Here is a 16,247-nt window from a genome sequence, read left to right on the forward strand (position 1 = left end):
CGCGGCCACATGGAGAATTTCATCAAGGAAGCCAAGAACGGATTCGCCTGCGACAAGATGAGCAGCACCGGTTTTGAAACCAACGTCATGAAACTGCAATTGGCCATGTTGGCGTACAACTTCAACAATTGGTTTCGCCGCCTCTGTTTGCCGGAGCGAATGAAGCCAAATCGGATGGAGACGCTGCGTTCCAAGCTGGTTAAGATTGCGGGTAAGCTGGTCAGCTCCGGTCGTTACTGGACGTGGAGGCTGTGCAACTCCTGCATATACCGGGATGCGTTCATCCAAACGTTTCGTAACATCCAGCGTTTGCCACGTTTCGGTTAATAGAAAATGAAAGACGGACATTTAAAAAAGTGCTGAAAGGCCCAACGGGATAGGTATGTCAAGAAGTATCCATATTTATCTAAATAAGCCACAAATGCCCATGCATGAAGAGATAATATAAAGCTACTCTCTGATATTCAGCAGAGTGATCGTTTCACAAATATAGAGAATACATAAATCTTCCCATTTCATCCAATTGTTCTAAGCGCCCATGAATATTTCAGGAGTTTCTAATAGCCTGTTATCCGAAGCACCTTTTGAGTTGCCTCATAAAAAATATTGTTGTATTATCGGGAAGTTCTTGAATTAATTTAATCACTTCTTCTTTAAGGGTCATGTGTATGTTCCTTCTTTAGTAGTATAGACATAACCGAAACAGTTACACACTGCACAGGTCGCCCGGGAATCGGACACATCTACATTTTTGAGACACCCCTTGTTTGACGCCGCAAGGATGTGGACGGCCCTGTTAGTTATACATCGTTTCAAGTAGGCTTGTCACATTCTCATTCTCCAGATACTCATCATACGTAGTAACCTTGTCTACCAGACCCTTAGGCGTAATTTCAATGATGCGATTGGCGATCGTTTGTACGAATTGATGGTCATGGGAAACAAACAACATACTTCCCGTGAAGTTAATAAGACCATTATTCAGTGCTGTAATCGACTCCAGATCCAGGTGGTTGGTCGGTTCATCCAACAGCAAGACATTGGCGCCTTTACACATCATCTTGGCAAGCATGCAGCGGACTTTCTCGCCACCGGAAAGAACATTCGCTTTCTTGAGCGATTCTTCCCCTGAGAACAACATCCGCCCGAGGAAGCTCCTGATAAATGTTTCGTCCTGATCTTTCGAATATTGGCGAAGCCAATCGATTAAATTCAGATCTGTTTGAAAGTATTCTGCGTTATCTTTCGGAAAATAGGCCTGTGAGGTCGTGATCCCCCATTTAAATTCGCCGGAATCAGGTGCCAATTCGCCCATCAATGTTTTGAAGAGCGTTGTTTTGCCAAGTTCATTCGGACCGACGAAAGCGATCTTGTCCCCTTTATTGACCGTGAAACTGATATTGTCCAAGACCTTTTCGCCCTCAGCGGTCACCGTCAGATTGTTCACCGTTAAGATATCATTTCCCGCCTCCCGCTCCGGCTTAAAGTCAATGAACGGGTATTTGCGCGAGGACGGCTTAATGTCTTCCAGGCTGATTTTGTCAAGTTGTTTTTTGCGGGAAGTGGCCTGTTTCGATTTTGATGCATTTGCGCTGAACCGGCGGATAAATTCCTCAAGTTCCTTGATCTTCTCTTCTTTTTTCTTATTGGCATTCTTCGATAGTTGCAAAGCCAGCTGGCTCGATTCATACCAGAAATCATAGTTCCCAACATAAAGCTGAATCTTGCCGAAATCAATGTCGGCGATATGTGTACAAACCTGATTCAAAAAATGTCTGTCGTGGGAAACCACGATTACGGTATTCGGATAGTTCAGAAGGAAGTTCTCCAGCCACTTGATCGATTCCATGTCCAAATGGTTGGTCGGTTCGTCCAATAACAGAATATCAGGGTTGCCGAACAAGGCCTGAGCCAGAAGCACACGAACTTTGGCATTGCCGTCCAGATCTTTCATTTTTTTGTCGTGAAGTTCAACCGGGATGCCAAGTCCCTGCAATAACTCGGCCGCCTCCGGTTCCGCTGACCACCCGTTAAGATCGGCAAATTCCCCTTCCAATTCTGCAGCACGCATTCCATCCTCTTCGGAGAAATCCCCTTTTGCATAGATGGCGTCTTTTTCTTCCATAATTTCATACAGTCTGCGGTGTCCCATGATGACTGTCTTTAACACTTCACATTCATCAAATTCGAAGTGATTTTGCTTTAACACAGCGAGTCTTTCTCCTGGAGTAATGAGAACTTCCCCGTGATTGGCTTCCATTTCTCCGGAAAGAATTTTCAAAAATGTGGATTTGCCTGCCCCATTGGCTCCAATTAAGCCGTAACAGTTTCCCGGAGTAAATTTTACAGTCACGTCTTCAAATAATGTTCTTTTTCCATATCTCAACGTAATTCCGTTTGTACTGATCATTTATAATTACCACCTTTATAATTTTAAACCTATAACTTTCTTACTTTACCATACAATTTGCAGCGTTAACTACGATATTTTTACGCACCGTTCAAAAACCCGAACCGCAAGCGGGTTCGGGTTTAGGAAAAATGATCATCTGCATCCGTAGAAGTTGCCTTCGAGCAGCACAAGCACTCCGGGGGGTGGAACATCGCCTTTGTTGGCACTTATCACGATGATGGTGTCGGGAGACAATAAAACGTCGGAAATGTCGCCGATCCTCGCTGCCCATGTATTAGGGTTGTTGGGCACCTCGGCGAGTGGTTTTGCAGTTGCGTGGAAAGAATTGTTGTATCTTCGGATCGCATAAACGACGTAACGGTCGAAATCACCAAAAGCTGAAGGCGCGGGCAGTGTCGCTACGACACTCAGTGATCTTTCTACCCCGGGACCCGTGGTAATCGAAACGGTCCCGCTTATCAGAAAATTGGCCGGATCCCGTCGGGGTTTCAATACTAGGGAACAAGCAGAAAACGGCGGAACGCACAACACGTCGCCCGGAACCAAAACGTTTGGATTTGGAATATGCTGGTTCACAACGACAAAACCTTCGAACCTCACCCGAAACAGCAGGGAGATAGAGTACAATGTATCGCCGGGAACCACCACATACCGACCACCGAATCCTGGGGGACACATGGTTGGCGCGAGAGGTGGCCGTCTGTACAAACCAAACACCCTCCCTTCTTCATTTGGGAATGTCTTTCAACATTCTATTAAAGCAGGATGGGGTTGGTTCTTTCGCCTACCTTATCTCACTTCATCCGGCTCAGCAATTGATTCATCGCTATGTTCATTTCATCCGCTTCAAGATAAACCCGGTCGCCGTGTCCGGGCAGGATCCATTCAAACCTTTCCTTTGCCAAGCGTTCCATCGATTCCCCTTGCTCTTTCCACGAGTACCAGCAAAAATCTTCGTTTGCATCGAGTTGACCCCGCTCCCGATCCCACGCCAAATGATCACCCGTGAACAAATATTTTTCGCGATACAAAAGAACCATGTGTCCTTTGGTGTGACCGGGTACCGGAATAATACGAAAATCGGGTGCCCAATCGACCGCCGTCCGATCTTGAATGAAATGCTCAGCACCCGGTTGGGAGTTTTTCTCCAACACATGAATTATTCTCTCCGCGTTAAATTTTTCGGCGTATTTTTCCGCATCGGCCACGTCATCCTGATGGGTCAAAAAGATGTAGCGTATGCCTCCCAATTGTTCAAACTTATGAACCAACTGGGGGGCCCACCGTGGAGCATCGACCAACCAATTTCCTGTCGGATGCTTAATAAAATAGCTGCTTGCCCCGTAAGACTTCCGAGACGTGAATCCGCAATAGAAAACGTTGTTTTCAATCAACAGTGGAAAATCGGCGATCGCCTCGGTCAATCCTTCTTTGCGCTCGCTGCCGATTGCGCCTGTCGGACATGAAAGTAAGGCGTGAAAAGCTTTGGTTCGATCCTCTTCCCTCCACGGTTGTGAGATAACCGCTGAGTAGTCACCCACTTCGGAAAAAATCGGGGGTGCTAACTGCCTGCACTGATCACAATTAATGCACGCCTCAGTCACGTAAAAATCTCCCGGCACATTTGTATCCAGACGTTTTTCGGTTCCCATACCGGTCACCCTCTTCTACTTGATTTGGTGAGAATGGGATTGTCTGCTTTTCTTCTTTCCTGTTTTTGACGGTCGAGCAGATTTGGTTTTGGGGCGAACTGGCTTCTGATCCACAATTCGATCCATAAATAGAGTTTTCTTTTGAATCGGGATCCCCAGTTGGTTGCTGAACTTTTTCAGTACCCCTTCTTGATAGTTGGTAATAATCGAAATAACCGTTCCTTCTGCCCCCATTCGACCCGTTCGGCCAGATCTGTGAACATATTGCTCCACAGTGTCAGGCAAGTCAAAATGAATCACATGGGAAAGTCCCTGAATGTCCAGTCCCCGAGCAGCAACATCAGTAGCCACGAGCAATGGAAACTTGTCCGCCCGGAAATTTTTGATAATCGTTTCCCGTTCCGTCTTTTTTAGCTCCCCATGCAGGACTCCCACAGGGATTCCCTTATACTCGAGTTTTGCGGCTAACTCATTAAAATCACTCGTTCCGGTAACAAAAGCGATCGCTTTGGGGGACGTGATTTTCACGATCCTTCGCAGCAGATCGATCTTATCCCTTTTTTCACAAATAAAGTAGATATGCTCAACCCGGGAATCAGGCATGCTCTGTTTCGTGATCCGAATCACGTCAGGATCTTTCATCATTTCTTTGCCTTCCTTCTCGACCCTTTCCGAAATGGTGGCCGAGAAGAAAAGGAGTTGGCGGTCCCTTAAAGTTGTTTTAACCACTTCTTTTATGGTGTTCATGAGTCCCATCTCAAGAATCTGGTCAGCTTCATCCACCACAATCGTCTTTACTTCATGCATTTTCATCTTTTTGGCCGTCACTAATTCCTGTACGCGACCTGGGGTGCCCACTACAATTTGTGGGTGCTTCTTCAATTTTTCGATTTGTCTTTTTATATCTGCGCCACCGATTAAAGAGACGCCTAAGATTCCGCCGCCTTCCGAGAACTTCTGAACTTCCTGATGAATCTGCATGACCAGTTCACGTGTCGGAGCAAGAATGACGGCCTGTATGTCCTTCTGCCCTGGATTTATCCGTTCAAGCAGGGGTAATAAATAGGCAAGTGTCTTCCCTGTTCCCGTTGGAGATTCAGCTATAATGTCTTTCCCTTCAAGAATCGACGGAATGCACTTTTGTTGAATGGCAGTGAGGGATACAAACCCGGCCTTGGCCCAAGCCTCCTGCAGAAAAGGTTTTGTTATCATGGATTGAAAAGTATCGTTCATGTTGGATCTCCCTGCCAAATTGTCTTCTGTTCAGTATACCACTGCTTATCTTAAAACATATTCAGCCAATACACTTTGCAGCTCGTATATATTTAAACTTTTATTAAATTGTTTTACCAGCGGAGTTTGACTACCTGAAATCCATATTTTAAGCTCCGCCTCCAGATCAAAATGCCCTGCCGTTTCAATACTGAAATGAGTGATGCTTTTATAGGGAATCGAGTGGTACTCCACTTTCTTCCCGGTAACCCCTTGCTTATCTACCAATATCAGCCTTTTATTGGTAAAAATAAACATGTCACGTATAATCTTATATGCCTTTTCGATTTTTTCTGTTGAACTCAGGATATTCGCATATTCACGCTGTACATCTTCAATTTTGACCTCTGAAGCATTCCCCATTAATCCGTCCAAGAATCCCATTCACTATTCCTCCTTGTATAGTAAGAGCAGCTACCAATTTGCTTCACATAAAACCAGACTGGAGTTGCTCTTTTAAATTTGTGTTCTTTGAAAATTAAATAGAACCGTTTTGATAATGCTGGGTGTAGCCCAAGCGAAGCGCGGGAGCATTTTCCTAGTGATCGTTTAAGTGATTGAATACCAGTTACGGATGTTTACGACCTTGGGCTGTCTTTGGGAAAATAGCCGTAGGTGTCTACCAAGGGAATGTTCCGATTCCTCCCGTCGCCCCTCATCACGAGGGTGTCTTCCGAATTGAGAGTGTTCCCCTGGCCCCATGGAATAGACCTACACGCTGACTGTCTCCCGGTCGGTCATCCCTCCTGCAAGCAGAGGGAGGTACGTGCACCGATGGCCCCCGGTGTATTCCAATAGCTCGCAAGGCTGTCGTTCATGGGTTTCCCAGGGACATCCCAAGGTCGTAGGCATCTTCATTCCAACCGAAGGAGGTGATTGCCATGCCATCTCCCTTGTTTGTCGGAATTGATGTAGACAGCGAAGCCAATTCGGTTTGCTGTTTGACCCGGGACGATGAGAAACGACCTGTTAGCCGATTCACCGTCACGAACAATCGTCCCGGAATCCTGGAGTTTCAGGACCGCATCACCAAGCTGGTCCAGAAACACCACGCGGAAGAAGTTCTCTTCGGTCTTGAGCACACTGGTTGTTATTCGACTCATGCTGCCATGTACATCCAACGTCACTTGGATTTCGGCGTCCGGCGTAAGAACGTGTACGTCTTCAATCCCAGTCTCATCAAGGAGTTCAAGAAGTCGCACTACTTGGACGCCCCCAAGAACGATCGGGTCGATGCCTGGTTCATCGCAGCCAAGCTCCGTTCCGGACATCTCCCGCATCCGTTTACGTGGAGCGAACCGCTCATGGCGTTGCAGCGCCTGACGAGGGCTCGCTACCACCTGATGCAGGATTTGACCCGGGAAAGCAACTTCCTCATGACCAACTTGTTCCTCAAGTTCAGTGATTACACCATCACTGGACCGTTTCGCAAAAACAAGTTGTCGGCCACCTCGCTAGCTGTCATGGAGGAGTTCGAATCGACCGAAGAACTTGCCGAGATATCCGTCGAACGTCTTATCGACTTCCTTGTGAAGCACGGCAAGAACCGATTCGACGATCCTGAGGCGGTCGCCCGTGCCTTGCAAAAGGCTGCTCGCTCTTCGTATCGATTGCCGCAAGCGATGGCGGATTCTGTCAATCTCGCTATGGCTTCAAGCATCCGCGTGATTCGCACGGTACAGGAGCAGTTGAAGGCGCTTCGCAAAGGTATTGAAGATCACTTGGCGACGATTCCGCAGACGCTGGATTCCATTCCCGGCATCGGTCCCATCTTTGCTTCCGGAATAGTGTCCGAACTGGATGTGCGTCAGTTCAAAAGCCATAAGGAAGCGGCGAAATACGCAGGGCTGGCTTGGACCGTTCACCAGTCCGGGAAATTTACAGCAAACCGAACCCGGCTGATTCTTTCCGGCAACCGCTATCTCAAGTACTACATGATCGAGGCGGCAAACAGCGTCCGGGTGCACGACCCTGTTTTTGCCGAGTACTACGCCAAGAAGAAAGCGGAGCCGAAAGAGTTTGCCGAGGGACGAGCCCTTGCGCTTACAGCCCGTAAACTAATGCGAGTGGTCTTTTATCTGCTGAAGACCAATCGACTTTACGTGCCCGAAGGAGGGATCCGACAACACGCGTAGACATACCAGAAATCTGAAGAACCACCAGTTCCTTGAACAAAACGGTAATAACTGGAATTCAAGGTAGGGTGGGCTTAGTTTGGTGTTGCCTTCTTTCGGTACACCTCCCCAAAAAGAACGGGTACGACAAATATTATGTTAAGTTAGGTCAATCGACAAGTGTATAACATATTTTACCACACAAGAGCACCCTCTCCTATCAGAGGGTGCTCCCGCAATATTTCCCACGGTTCCCATTGTCAATGATTTCCCCTTTTTGAAAGATGACCCGACCACGGAGTAACGTGTACAATACGAGTCCCCGGAATGTTTTTCCGACGTATGGACTTTGTTTATGGCGATAAAGAAGATCTGATGCCTCTAAGAGAAACGGGAACTGTAAATCTACCAGAGTAAGATCGGCGTCACTTCCGACTGCGATCGTTCCTTTATTTGGATACAATCCGAATCGCTTTGCCGGATTGGTCGATGTTATGCGGACAATCGTTTCCAATGGAACCCCCCGGCGCCAATACCCTTCTTCCAACATTACATTCAATGTCGATTGCGCTCCCGATATTCCTCCCCAAACGCTGAAAATATCTTCTCCTGAACCAGTCTTCATCGCTGGAGGTGATGGCGAGTGATCCGAGCCAATACTATCAATTTCTCTGGAATCTATCGCTTCCCAAAGAGACTCAACCTGCTCCAGTTCGCGAAGAGGCGGCGCACATTTGAGTAATCCCCCGAGCCGTTCAAAATCATCTATGGTAAAAGTCAAGTAATGAGGGCACGTTTCGACGGTTACATCAACTCCTCTCCGCTTTGCGTTCGTCACCCGCTTCACAACTTGGCCGCTGCTTACATGTACGATATGCAGTTTGCATTTTGTCGCTTCCGCATATGTCAACGCCCGTTCCACCGCCTCGATTTCAGACAAAATGGGCCGAGAGGAACAAAAATCGCGAACCGTCAGACGTCCTTGCTCAATACTTGAAGCGGAAAGACGGCTTGTAATCACATCGTTTTCCGCATGGAGGGCGAGAATCGATCCAAGCTCCGCTATCTTTTCCATCCCCTGAAATAAAGTGGAATCGTCCACATGAACAAAGTCATCGATCCCGCTGTTTGACATAAAAGCCTTGAATCCGATCACACCGGACTTTTTGAGAGACTCAAGCGAATCCAAATTCCCTGGAACCAGACCGCCCCATAGACCGAAATCAACGACCGATTTTTCTTCTGCCACCTGTTTTTTCAGTCGAAAACCATGTAGTGTCGTAGTGGGAGGACTGCTGTTGAGAGGCATATCGAAAAAAGTGGTGACTCCGCCTGCCGCCAGACTTCTGCTTCCCGAAGAGATTCCTTCCCAATCCGTCCGCCCCGGTTCATTAAAGTGAACGTGTGTATCCATCAATCCGGGAAAAACGTGTAAACCGGAGGCCTCAATTTCCTGTTGCGCTTTCCAATCAACTGATAGTTGTTCGGCGATTTCAATAATCCGTTCACCTTGAATTGCGATATCGCCTTGAAAGATCCCCCTCTCAGTCACAATAGTCCCGTTTCGGATGATCAAATCAACAATTGTTCCACTCACTCCGGCTCCCCCTTCAGCAGGTCGTATAGGGTGAGAGCCACAATTTTCGTTGCTTTTATCACATCTTCTGCTCGAACATGCTCATCTGCACGATGGCCATTCGCTTCCAGGAGAGTCCGGGGACCGGCTCCAAACATGACAACGGGAACCCCCACCTCTGCAAAATGTCTAGCGTCCGCATATATAGGCACGCCGTGAATCGCCAACTGCCCCTCCATCATCTTCTTCCAATTATCTGAGAGAGTTTGAATTAACGGGGTATCCTCGGAGACAGGTCCAAAGCTGTTAGCGAGTAGAATACGCTGGGCATTGACCTTCACTCCCTTATAGTGATTTACCGTTTGTTCCACCAGCTGCCTGATCTCGGATTCAACTTGATCACCGTTTTCTTCAGGAATGAGCCGCCGGTCAATCCGAATGGTGCATTGGTCCGGAACCACGTTTGTGTTGATGCCACCCGAGATTAAACCAACCACCAGGGTCGGTGATTCGATGCCCGGTACGGAGGAACGGATTTTGCTTAATGAACGTCGGTAAGAATAGAGTGTCTGTAGAATCCCGGTCATCGCTTCGATCGCATCGTATCCTGTTTCAGGAGCGGCTGCATGGGCCGATTTTCCCCTGGCTTGAATTTCCAGGTGGAGACAACCGTTATGTGCATTGACAATTGAATAAGTAAAACCGGCACAAATGGCCATATCCGGTTGAATGTAACCGCGTTCAAGCAGCCATTTGGGTCCAATATTTCCACCCGTTTCCTCATCAAACGTAAAAGCCAGTGAAACTTTTCCCGACAAGCGTTCTGCCGCTTTACGCACAGCCATCACCGCGAAGGTATACACGGCAATATCCGATTTGGATACGGCTGCACCCCGACCGTATATATTACCGTCCACAATAGTTCCGCCATACGGATCCTGGGTCCATCCAAGGCCGGGGGCTACCACATCGCCGTGAGAGTTCAGGGCAATTTCGGGCCCTTTTCCTTCTCCAAAAACGGTTGTGGAGACTACGTTGAAGACTTTCTGCATCCCGGCCTGCTTTACTTCCTCCGGCTCTACCTCCAGGAACGAGACATTTTCAAACTGAAAATCATGCAAACGCTTTTGAATGTGATCCGCTATCTTAAAACAGTCGCCCGGAGGGTTATCGGATGGAATGGTTAAGAGCTCCCGCAGAAAATGAATGAGAGGTTCCTTCTGAGATTCGATCCATTGAATGATGTCTTGTTTTGCTGATTCCATGATTTCCGCTCCCTTTTCAGTCGATTGATGCAGTCAACTTGACAACGGTGTCCAATAGGACGGAAGCGGCCTTTTGCATATCTTCTCCGGTTACCTCTTCAGCGGGATGGTGACTGATTCCTTCCTTGCATCGGACAAAAATCATGCCGATCTCAGCAATCGCAGCCATGGCCATTGCATCATGTCCTGCACCGCTGACTATTTCGAACGGAATTATGTCATGCATCTCGAGAACAGTTGAGATCACATTCATGAAACTGTTCGAACAGGAAACAGCGGAGGATTCCATAATTTTATAAAAATAACAGGAGAGGCCCTGCCGTTGGCTAATCCTCTCACATTCTTCAACGATGAGTTTGAGTGCTTCATGTCTTTGTTCATCCTCTATACTCCGGATATCCAATGTGCCTTTGACAGTACCGGGTATTACATTGCTGGCTCCCGGAGTCACGGTCAATTTGCCAACAGTTGCCACCACATTTTCATATTGCAGTGTGATCCGTTCGATTGCCTGAATCATCTCGCTGGCACCCACCAGTGCATCTTTTCGGAGAGCCATCGGGACTGTCCCCGCATGACCTGCTGATCCTTCCACGCGAAATTCATACCTGGAAGCTCCGGCGATCCCGACCACCACCCCACAGGCCTGATCAAGCTGCTCCAGAACAGGACCTTGTTCAATATGCAGTTCGATATACCCCTTAATCGTCTTTGGGTCACGGGCGGCCAAACGGTAAGCGGAAGGGTCAAGCCCAAGCTCTCTTATACTGGAGGCCAGAGTTGTCCCTTTCTCATCCTCCGCCTCGAAATCTTCATCCCGCAAGCTGCCTGCCATTGCTCTGCTTCCCAGCAAAGTCGTATGAAATCTCGCCCCCTCCTCATCGCAAAAAGCAACCACTTCAATTGGGGTGTCCGGTTGAACACCGTTCTCAAACAAGGTTTGAACCACCTCGATGCCTGAAATGACCCCGAGAATCCCGTCATATTTCCCGGCATGGACAACCGAATCCAGATGGGATCCGATGATCAGCACCGGTGCATCAGAATGTTTGCCTTCATACCTGCCGATGAGATTATTCAGTTGATCCCGCCGGACTGACATGCCCGCGTCCCTCATCCACTGGCTTACAAGCTCGGCGGCAGCTTCACTTTCTTTTGTGAAAGAAAGACGTGTTACGCCGTAGTCGGTAGAACTGCATTCTGCTAGTTTATCGATGCGCTGCATAATTCGTTCCACGTTGATTTTTTGATGAAGCGTATTCATTCCCACTCTCTCCTTCGGCAGTTTCTTGCTGGTTCTAACTTCCCCGATAAGTGCTGTACCCCCAAGGTGAAATCAATAACGGGACGTGGTAGTGTGAATTGGGATCCGCAATTCCGAATCGGATAGGCACCACGTCCAAAAAAGGCGGATCCGGAAGCGGTACTCCCTTTGTCCGGAAATAGTCCGCCACAAAGAATAGGAGTTCATAGATTCCGGGCTTGAACTCTGAATCGGAAAGAACAGGCCCATCAACCCGACCGTCGGAGTTGGTTCGGACTGAACGAATATGAATTCGAGTACCTTCCGAATCTACCCGGTAGAGTTGAATTTGCAGTTCCGGAGTTGGCCGTCCGTTGACTAGATCGAGTACGTGTGTAGTCAGTCTGCCTTTCATTGGTTGCTCCCTTTTTGCCCCAAGTCTTGCCGGATAACAGAAAAGCCTTGAAACCCATAAGGAGGCCGCGGTTCCGTATATACTCTGCCGGTGGAGTTCGGGATAGTGTCGACAACCGTATCCCAGGTTCGGTTCTGGGATTCAAAGCGAACTTCCTCCAGCTGCGGAAAACGTTCCAGTACCCGACAGCCAATATGGTAGATCAGATGCTGAATCGAGCGGGTTTCCACTTGCTCGAAAACGGCCCCGGCAATATCGCGAACCTGTTCGGCTGGCACATAACGGGCTGCATCCTTCCCCATCGCATCCTGCACGTCCCCATAGCGCCAACCAATGTTCAAATAAATAAAAAGCGGCCGATTGCCATCCTCAGGCAGGGTGGTGTATTCGTCACGGACAAATCCTGTAAATGAGTTTCCGCTTACCTTGATCAATTGGAGATCGGATATTCCGCACAAATGACTGACAATCGCAGCGTCATTTTCTGTTCGCACCATTTCCAGCGTGACAGTCGCATATTCGTTCCTTGAATGACGGAAAACTAGGCAGCTCTCTTGAAGTACGGAATCTACCGGAACAAGGGCTGCCTCAAAGGGAGTCTCTTTCCCCGTGATCAGGATGGAACTCATCTGCGGATAGGTTTCTAAAAAACGGCGGGAGACAAATTCGAGAAACCCCTCCATTGTGGAACCCTCATACTGCGCAGCGTGCCGTTGAATAAAATTTTTCATCGAATCGGTGGCCACTACCAATCGATTGTCTCCCTCGGTGAACGAGGGTAAGAAATCCTCCCCTCCCACCGCAATTTTTACATTCATTCCAAAGATAATATTCTCTCTGCCGGTAAAATCAGACTCAGGAATCGATTGGATCCCGCTCAACGGTTTTGCAAAAGTCCGATACACAAAAACATCGCCTTTGCCGTAGTACATCATTCTTTCTTCGGAATTTGCCGGTTTCATAGCGATCCTCCCTACGAATGAAAGATATCTTCTAAACGGAAGCGTGAAATTTTATAGATTTCCTGCAGCGCATGTGCCGATTCGTCTTCCTTGGAGTGACTCAACCGCTCCTGCAAGGCAAATTTGATGGTCTCTTTGGTTTGTCCTCGAACAGCCATGATAAAGGGAAAGCCAAATTTCTGCATATAGGAACGATTCAGTTCCAAGAAGTCCTCATATTCCTCCTGAGAAAGCTGATCCAAACCGGCTCCTGACTGTTCGCGCTGTGAAACAGAACTCATTTTCACTCGGGTTCCCAAATCGGGATGCGCTCGAATCAGGGACAATTGATCCTGGCAATCCGCTTTCTCAACAACACCAACCATTGTCTGATGAAGTATATCCACTGATGAAAAGGGGCGATCAACCCACGCACGTTTTGCAACCCATGGGGAATGCTCGAATACCCATCCCACTCTTTCCACAAATTCAGGCAGAGTAAGTCGATTAAGGTCTTCCACTGTCAATTTCATACCGAATCGCTCCTTTCGAAACAACATCTTTTGTACAGCGCTTAATGGCTCGAACAATTGACGCGTAACCGGTACATCGACAAAGATTACCTGAAAGTGCCTCAAGAATCTGTTCTTGATCAGGTTCCGGATTTTCGTCCAATAACGCTTTCGCAGCCATAATCATTCCGGGCGTACAGTACCCGCACTGGAATCCGCCTTCCTCGAGAAAAGCTTTCTGAATCGGGTGAAGTCCATTCTCAGAAAGACCTTCGATCGTGGTTATCACAGATCCATCAGCTTGATAAGCCAGTACGAGGCAGGAATTCACAGGCTTCTCATTCATTACTACAGTACAGGCTCCGCACCGCCCAATTTCACACGACAGTTTTGTACCGGTCAAACCCAGATTCTCGCGAAGGATATCTGCCAAACGCCGTGTGGGATCTGCAACAATTTCTGCTTCTTGCTGATTCACTGTAAGCCGGAGTGTCATTTCACCTGCAAAGTGAGTCGGTGTTCCGACCGATTTTGGTTTATTTACGGCCATTTCTGGTCACCTCGAAATTTGGAGTAACAGCCTTTAAAATTTCCTCCGGTGACACGGGCAATCGACTTACTCGATAACCGATGGCATCATGGATCGCGGCTGCCAAAGCCGGTGCCACCGCTACTGTACCGATTTCACCAACTCCACGCGGTCCGTAAGAATCATTCGGGTGCAAGGCTTCAATCGCTTCCACATTCACATCGAGAGGCACATCTCGAATCGTCGGAATCAGATACGAGTCGAAATTTTGGGTACTGTATCTGCCTTTTTCCATGACAGCGTCTTCCATCAATGTGAATCCCAAGCCCATAACGCCTCCCCCTTCGATTTGTCCAAGGTATCCCATTTGGGTTACTACAGGGCCGGCGGATACCGCCTGATCCATTTTCAATGCCCTCACTCTTCCGGTTAACAAATCGACTTCCACTTGGGCAATCACTGCGCTGAAAGAATATAAATAGTGCCCTCCCACCAATGCATCCGGTGTGGTGGGAAAATGAAAGTGAACGGTGGTGCTGGGGAGGCGTTCCAATCGTGCAGCGAGATCACAATAGGTGAGTACGGGTTCATAAGCCTTTTCCTGTTGTTGAGTGAATATTCCACCGGGACCGAGCTCTAATTGATCCGCGGCAACACCTGTTGCCTGAGAAGCTTGTTCGAGAAGCTCCCGTTTCCATGCTTCTTTCATTCTTCGAATTGCCAGCCATGCCATACTGGTCGCACGGGATGCGGTAGAAGAACCGGATGGAGGCACCACAGCAGTATCGCCGATTACAATCCTTACATCTTCGAAAGAACAACCGAGCTCCTCAATTAGAATCATTTCGGCTGCGGAAAGAAACCCTTGGCCAAATTCTTCGAAGCCGAAAGCCGCTTCAATTTTTCCGTCCTTGCTTAAACGAAGGCTCCCGCCGGATGGATCCGGACGGCCAAACCCCAATCCCCCTCCGTGCATGCAAATGGCAACCCCTGTTCCAGTCTTTCTCCATTGCGTTTCGACTGTGCCCCCTTTTTGTTTCCGAAGAGGAGACTGAGCAACAGTTTCCAATACATCAACTGCCCCATCGGTCGGTACAATCCGCTGACCTAACGGACCTGGATCATCCGATTTTCTTAGATTCCGTCGACGCAGTTCCAATGGATCAAGATTCAATTTTTCCGCCAAACGATCCATCTGTCCTTCCAGTGCAAAAGTGACTTGATTTCCTCCAAATCCCCTGAATTCGCCGGCAACCCCGTTATTTGTCAACACGGACAGACCTTCCACCTCTACGTTGGGGATCACATAGGGTCCGGTTGCATGCTCCACGGCAAAATCCAACACGGCTGGACCAAGACTCGCATAAGCTCCCGTGTCTGCAACGATTCGTACGGAGTGGGCCAGCAAATTTCCCTGCTCATCACTGCCGGTCTTCATGGTAATCCGCATGGGATGACGTTTCAGTCCGGCTGTTACCGATTCTTTTCGGCTGTTATGAATTTTTACGGGACGCTGCGTTGCCAGCGCCAATAAGGCACCGTAAGGTTGAATGTTCAATTCATCCTTTCCTCCGAATGAACCACCCATGGGACTTGATACCACACGTATTTTATTTTCGGGCATGGCCAGGATACGCGATAATTGAAACCTGTCTTTATAACCGTGCTGAGTCCCGGCGTAAACGGTAATTCCCCCATCCGGTTCCGGTACGATCACCCCTCCCTCCGTTTCCATATAAGCGTGCATTTGGCGAGGAGTTTCATAAGTTTCTTCGATCACAACGGCACATTTTTCAAATGCGTGTTCCGGCTCACCCTTCTTGAAACCGGCCCGATGCAGGATATTGCCTCCGGGATGCAGCCTTGGGGAAGACGGTAAAAGTGCTGCCTCCGGATCATCCACAATCGGTAATGGTTCATAATCAACTTGAATGAATCGCAGCGCCAGTTCTGCGATCTCCCTTGTTTCTGCTGCAACAGCCGCCACAGCGTCCCCCACGCAGCGAACCCTGTCTTCGCATAAAACCGGTTGATCAGGAATCACAAGTCCAAACCGATTCATTCCCGGCACATCGGGGTGCGTTACTACTGCATGCACACCCGGAAGCCGTTTTGCATGTTCCGTATTGATCGATCGGATGAGCGCATGCGGATATTCACTTCGGAGGATTTTCCCATAAAGCATTCCGGGAAATGATAAATCGGTCAGATATTTTAGTTTGCCAGTCACCTTTTCGGTGCCGTCAGGTCGAACCCGCCACTTGGCACCTGCCGTATTTCGATTGAGAAGCATGTCTCTCACCCCTTTTTTCCCG

At 48.4% G+C, this 16,247-nt stretch carries 15 protein-coding genes; 2 read left to right on the top strand and 13 right to left on the bottom strand.

The genetic code is table 11. From position 1 onward, the window contains the following. The coding region (locus ACFO8Q_RS04890) for a transposase (protein ID WP_380024616.1) at positions 1-327 on the top strand (327 nt) is incomplete at its 5' end. Between the two features lie 469 nt (positions 328-796). On the opposite strand, the gene ACFO8Q_RS04895 is transcribed toward ACFO8Q_RS04890, so the two are convergent. From ACFO8Q_RS04895 to ACFO8Q_RS04915, 5 genes are all read right to left on the bottom strand, one after another. Beyond that, complete coding sequence (locus ACFO8Q_RS04895) at positions 797-2,410, bottom strand: ABC-F family ATP-binding cassette domain-containing protein (protein WP_380024617.1); 1,614 nt, start codon at positions 2,408-2,410, stop codon at positions 797-799. Between the two features lie 135 nt (positions 2,411-2,545). Further along, on the bottom strand, positions 2,546-3,121 hold the full coding sequence (locus tag ACFO8Q_RS04900) for a LysM peptidoglycan-binding domain-containing protein (protein WP_380024618.1): 576 nt from the start codon (positions 3,119-3,121) through the stop codon (positions 2,546-2,548). Between the two features lie 86 nt (positions 3,122-3,207). Beyond that, positions 3,208-4,065, bottom strand: coding sequence for an MBL fold metallo-hydrolase (locus ACFO8Q_RS04905; protein ID WP_380024619.1), 858 nt, complete (start codon positions 4,063-4,065; stop codon positions 3,208-3,210). 15 nt (positions 4,066-4,080) lie between these two features. Continuing rightward, positions 4,081-5,277: a DEAD/DEAH box helicase gene (locus tag ACFO8Q_RS04910; protein ID WP_380024673.1), complete on the bottom strand. Its 1,197-nt coding sequence runs from the start codon at positions 5,275-5,277 to the stop codon at positions 4,081-4,083. Between the two features lie 66 nt (positions 5,278-5,343). Further along, positions 5,344-5,721 carry a PH domain-containing protein gene (locus ACFO8Q_RS04915; protein WP_380024620.1) on the bottom strand — a complete coding sequence of 126 codons (378 nt, stop codon included), beginning with the start codon at positions 5,719-5,721 and terminating at the stop codon, positions 5,344-5,346. A gap of 497 nt (positions 5,722-6,218) precedes the next feature. Here ACFO8Q_RS04915 and ACFO8Q_RS04920 point away from each other — a divergent pair, with 497 nt between their 5' ends. Next, positions 6,219-7,472 carry an IS110 family RNA-guided transposase gene (locus ACFO8Q_RS04920; protein WP_380024621.1) on the top strand — a complete coding sequence of 418 codons (1,254 nt, stop codon included), beginning with the start codon at positions 6,219-6,221 and terminating at the stop codon, positions 7,470-7,472. 199 nt (positions 7,473-7,671) lie between these two features. On the opposite strand, the gene ACFO8Q_RS04925 is transcribed toward ACFO8Q_RS04920, so the two are convergent. From ACFO8Q_RS04925 to pucD, 8 genes are read right to left on the bottom strand one after another with little or no spacing between them, the layout of a single operon-like run. Continuing rightward, positions 7,672-9,048: an allantoinase gene (locus tag ACFO8Q_RS04925; protein WP_380024622.1), complete on the bottom strand. Its 1,377-nt coding sequence runs from the start codon at positions 9,046-9,048 to the stop codon at positions 7,672-7,674. Next, entirely contained in the window at positions 9,045-10,292 is a 1,248-nt protein-coding gene (locus ACFO8Q_RS04930; protein WP_380024623.1) for an ArgE/DapE family deacylase, read from the bottom strand. Before ACFO8Q_RS04930 ends, ACFO8Q_RS04925 begins: the two co-directional genes overlap by 4 nt. A 16-nt stretch (positions 10,293-10,308) precedes the next feature. Beyond that, complete coding sequence (locus ACFO8Q_RS04935; protein ID WP_380024624.1) at positions 10,309-11,556, bottom strand: allantoate amidohydrolase; 1,248 nt, start codon at positions 11,554-11,556, stop codon at positions 10,309-10,311. 34 nt (positions 11,557-11,590) lie between these two features. Further along, on the bottom strand, positions 11,591-11,950 hold the full coding sequence (gene uraH / locus ACFO8Q_RS04940; protein ID WP_380024625.1) for a hydroxyisourate hydrolase: 360 nt from the start codon (positions 11,948-11,950) through the stop codon (positions 11,591-11,593). After that, complete coding sequence (gene pucL / locus ACFO8Q_RS04945; RefSeq protein WP_380024626.1) at positions 11,947-12,912, bottom strand: factor-independent urate hydroxylase; 966 nt, start codon at positions 12,910-12,912, stop codon at positions 11,947-11,949. The genes uraH and pucL overlap by 4 nt, the downstream gene beginning before the upstream one ends. A gap of 11 nt (positions 12,913-12,923) precedes the next feature. Continuing rightward, positions 12,924-13,424 carry a 2-oxo-4-hydroxy-4-carboxy-5-ureidoimidazoline decarboxylase gene (gene uraD / locus ACFO8Q_RS04950; protein ID WP_380024627.1) on the bottom strand — a complete coding sequence of 167 codons (501 nt, stop codon included), beginning with the start codon at positions 13,422-13,424 and terminating at the stop codon, positions 12,924-12,926. Then, a complete protein-coding gene (locus tag ACFO8Q_RS04955; protein ID WP_380024628.1) occupies positions 13,399-13,953 on the bottom strand; it encodes a (2Fe-2S)-binding protein in 555 nt (184 codons plus the stop codon). The genes uraD and ACFO8Q_RS04955 overlap by 26 nt, the downstream gene beginning before the upstream one ends. After that, on the bottom strand, positions 13,940-16,225 hold the full coding sequence (gene pucD / locus ACFO8Q_RS04960) for a xanthine dehydrogenase subunit D (RefSeq protein WP_380024629.1): 2,286 nt from the start codon (positions 16,223-16,225) through the stop codon (positions 13,940-13,942). The genes ACFO8Q_RS04955 and pucD overlap by 14 nt, the downstream gene beginning before the upstream one ends. Between the last annotated feature and the right edge of the window lie 22 nt (positions 16,226-16,247).

It is taken from the genome of Effusibacillus consociatus (genome assembly GCF_042652925.1).
In the GTDB taxonomy this organism is placed as follows: domain Bacteria; phylum Bacillota; class Bacilli; order Tumebacillales; family Effusibacillaceae; genus Effusibacillus; species Effusibacillus consociatus.